Source organism: Mycobacterium sp. (genome assembly GCF_052145595.1).
Lineage (GTDB): Bacteria > Actinomycetota > Actinomycetes > Mycobacteriales > Mycobacteriaceae > Mycobacterium.
On the sequence record NZ_JBKQOI010000330.1, the window covers coordinates 1 to 2,601 of the forward strand.

General features: G+C 66.0%; 3 protein-coding genes and 1 pseudogene. All 4 read right to left on the reverse strand.

Going from position 1 to position 2,601, the window contains the following annotated elements:
• Window positions 1-127: 127 nt before the first annotated feature.
• Window positions 128-360: pseudogene (locus ACLP4W_RS27520) on the reverse strand (VOC family protein); the annotation flags it as partial.
• Window positions 353-571 carry a hypothetical protein gene (locus tag ACLP4W_RS27525; protein WP_442390532.1) on the reverse strand — a complete coding sequence of 73 codons (219 nt, stop codon included), beginning with the start codon at window positions 569-571 and terminating at the stop codon, window positions 353-355. The pseudogene ACLP4W_RS27520 and the gene ACLP4W_RS27525, both read right to left, overlap by 8 nt.
• On the reverse strand, window positions 564-2,108 hold the full coding sequence (gene mhpA, locus ACLP4W_RS27530; protein WP_442390533.1) for a bifunctional 3-(3-hydroxy-phenyl)propionate/3-hydroxycinnamic acid hydroxylase MhpA: 1,545 nt from the start codon (window positions 2,106-2,108) through the stop codon (window positions 564-566). The genes ACLP4W_RS27525 and mhpA overlap by 8 nt, the downstream gene beginning before the upstream one ends.
• Window positions 2,105-2,601, reverse strand: a 497-nt coding sequence (locus ACLP4W_RS27535) for a fumarylacetoacetate hydrolase family protein (protein ID WP_442390534.1), incomplete at its 5' end; no start/stop codon positions are given. The genes mhpA and ACLP4W_RS27535, both read right to left, overlap by 4 nt.

Sequence of the window (2,601 nt, forward strand, 5' to 3'; positions counted from 1 at the left end):
GCAACCCGTCGAGCTTGCGGGGTCCGTGAACGCCCTGCGCGCGCTGCCGGCGCTTGGCCCTGTGATGAAAGTCGATGGCCGCCAACCGGTTTAGTGCGCGAATCTTAAGGTTCAGAGCGGGAGCCGGTCAGTCGTGGGCGATCGGCGGTACACTGTGCGCCGAAACTATGCCTTCATGACGAAGGAAAGACTTTGCGGCAACTGCGAATTGATTGAGCTTGTCGTTCACAGTCCGCCCTTCTCGGGTGTCCCCAGATGCTGATCCCCTAGTGTGTGATGGGTTCCCAGGTTGATTCATTGACAATGATCGGGGTTCCACCCGACCTCCCACTCGAAACCCGAGGGTGTCATCTCACAGTAGCCCGACCCCTTCGCCGGAGACGAAGGTCGTGTCGTCGCGCAGCACTGCTTTGCACTCGGCATAGCGCGGCAAGGCGTAGACCCGCTGCCTGCTCAGCCACACCACCCGCCCCAGTCGGCGCAGGCGCGCGTAATGCGGGTGCGGGTCGAGGATCGCCCGCGCCGAGTACAGGTCGGGTTCGTATGCCGGGACGGCGGCGGCCCTACGCATCAGCGCCGGTGTCTGCGGGTGGCGCGAAAACCGGTACCGCGCGGCAGATTTCGGCCAGATCACGGCTCGCACATAGCACCGTCCGATCCGGCCGCACCACCGCTGCCCTGGCCCGACCTGCCTGCAGCCACAGCGCCAGTTCCGTGCCGGGATGAGCCGCCACGACGACGGCGCCACGGCGGGTCATCTCGTCCTGCTGCGACGGGCTGGGCGCGGCGGACATGATCACCGCGAACCTGCCGCCGACGACCGCGTCGAGACGTTTACCGTCGACCAGAACAGGATTCGGGCACAACCCGCCCGCCAGCCGCCGCCGTCCGGGTGATTTCAGTACCAGCTCGCTGCTGTGCAACGCGGGCGTCGTGCTGTCGACGATCTTCTCCCGCACCCCGGGGATCAGATGCAGTCGCGGAACCACCACACGCCGGAGCAGATTGCCCGCCCCGCCGCCCGCCGTCATGGCCGTGCCCATCGCGAGCGCGAACCGGATCATGTACCGCACGTGCGGCATACGCTCCTGCTCATAGGTGTCAAGCACCCTCTCCGGCAACCAACCGCTGACCACGCCGGCAAGCTTCCACGCGAGGTTCATCGCGTCGCGCAGCCCCGCGCACAGGCCCTGGCCGATGAACGGCGGTGTCAGGTGCGCAGCGTCGCCAAGAATGAACATGTTGTCACGGCGCCAGCTGTTCGCCACCTGCGCGCGGAACGTGTACTCGCCGACGCGCACGAGCTCCAGCTGTTGTGGCGCAACGCCTCCTACCCACGGCCGGATCAGCGGGTAAAGCGCCGCCATGGTGTTGTAGTCGTCGGCCGTCTCGTCCGGCAGCAGCCGAAACTCCCACCGGTAGCGGGTATCGCCGATCCGCATGTAGGTGGCCGCTCGATGCGGATCGCACACCTGATGGACCCCCTCCCACTGATTCAGCTCTGCGGTCGTCGCCACATCGACCACGAGCCAACGCTGCTGGAACTTCAAGTCCTCCATGTGTGCGCCGATCGCGGTGCGGACCAGGCTGTTGGCGCCGTCGCAGCCGAGTAGATACCGCGTCTCGACGCGGTGCTCCTCACCGCTGACCCGATCGGTAAACGTGACCTGCACTCTGTCGGCCCCGATCTGAACCGCTTCGGTCACCTCGGCATTGCCCCGGAGAACGGCGTGCGGGTAATGCTTCAGGTTCGCCCGCAACAGCGCCTCGAACTCCGGCTGGTCAAACATGTTCGCCTGCGGGAAGCCGTTAGCGCTTTCGGCGCACTCCCGGCGAAACTCCGCGAGTACCCCCGCGTTTCGGTCCCGCAGCTGCACACCACGCGCCGGTCGGGAGATCGCCGCGAACTCGTCGGCAATGCCCAATCCCGCAATTAGGCGGTATATTTCGTCGTCGAGATGAACGGCACGCGGCTGTGGGTAGACGTCCTCCCAGCGGTCGAGGACAAGACAGTCGACGCCATACTGCGCAAGCTTCGTTGCCGCGGTGATCCCGGTCGGCCCCGCGCCGACGATCACCACCGGGACGAAGTTCGGGTTCTCGGTCATGAGTACCTCACCACGTTGCGTTGCGCGCCGAGATCGATCTTACCGTCGGCGGTTCCGATGGCGGCCTCGACGACGTCGCCGTCGTGCAGGTACTTGGTGTTTTTGGCCTGGCCGGCGAAGAACATCTTCCACTTGACGTCGTCCGGCAACAGACCCACGAGCTTCTGCACCGGCTTCGGCGGCGCAGACAGCGCCGTCCCGACCGGGGTGCCGGTGATCACCAGGTCGCCCGCGGACAGCTCCTGGAACAGCGCCAGTGCCGCAAGGGCCTGGACGGGCCGATAGATCATGTCGCCGTCGACCGTGCTGTCTTGACGCAGTTCGCCGTTGACGCGCAGCCGCAGCCGCAGTTCGCCGAAGCGACCCAGCTCGTCGGCGTCAAGCAGCACCAGCGCCGGCCCGACCGGCGTGAACGTCGGGTACGACTTGGACTCGTAGAACTGGGTTTTGGTCAGCTGCACATCGCGCGCCGACACGTCGTTGGTCACCACGA

Bases quoted from the DNA above. Each gene is read 5' to 3' on its own strand.
- ACLP4W_RS27525 (WP_442390532.1), bottom strand. From the start codon at position 571: ATGCGTAGGGCCGCCGCCGTCCCGGCATACGAACCCGACCTGTACTCG.
- mhpA (WP_442390533.1), bottom strand. From the start codon at position 2,108: ATGACCGAGAACCCGAACTTCGTCCCGGTGGTGATCGTCGGCGCGGGG.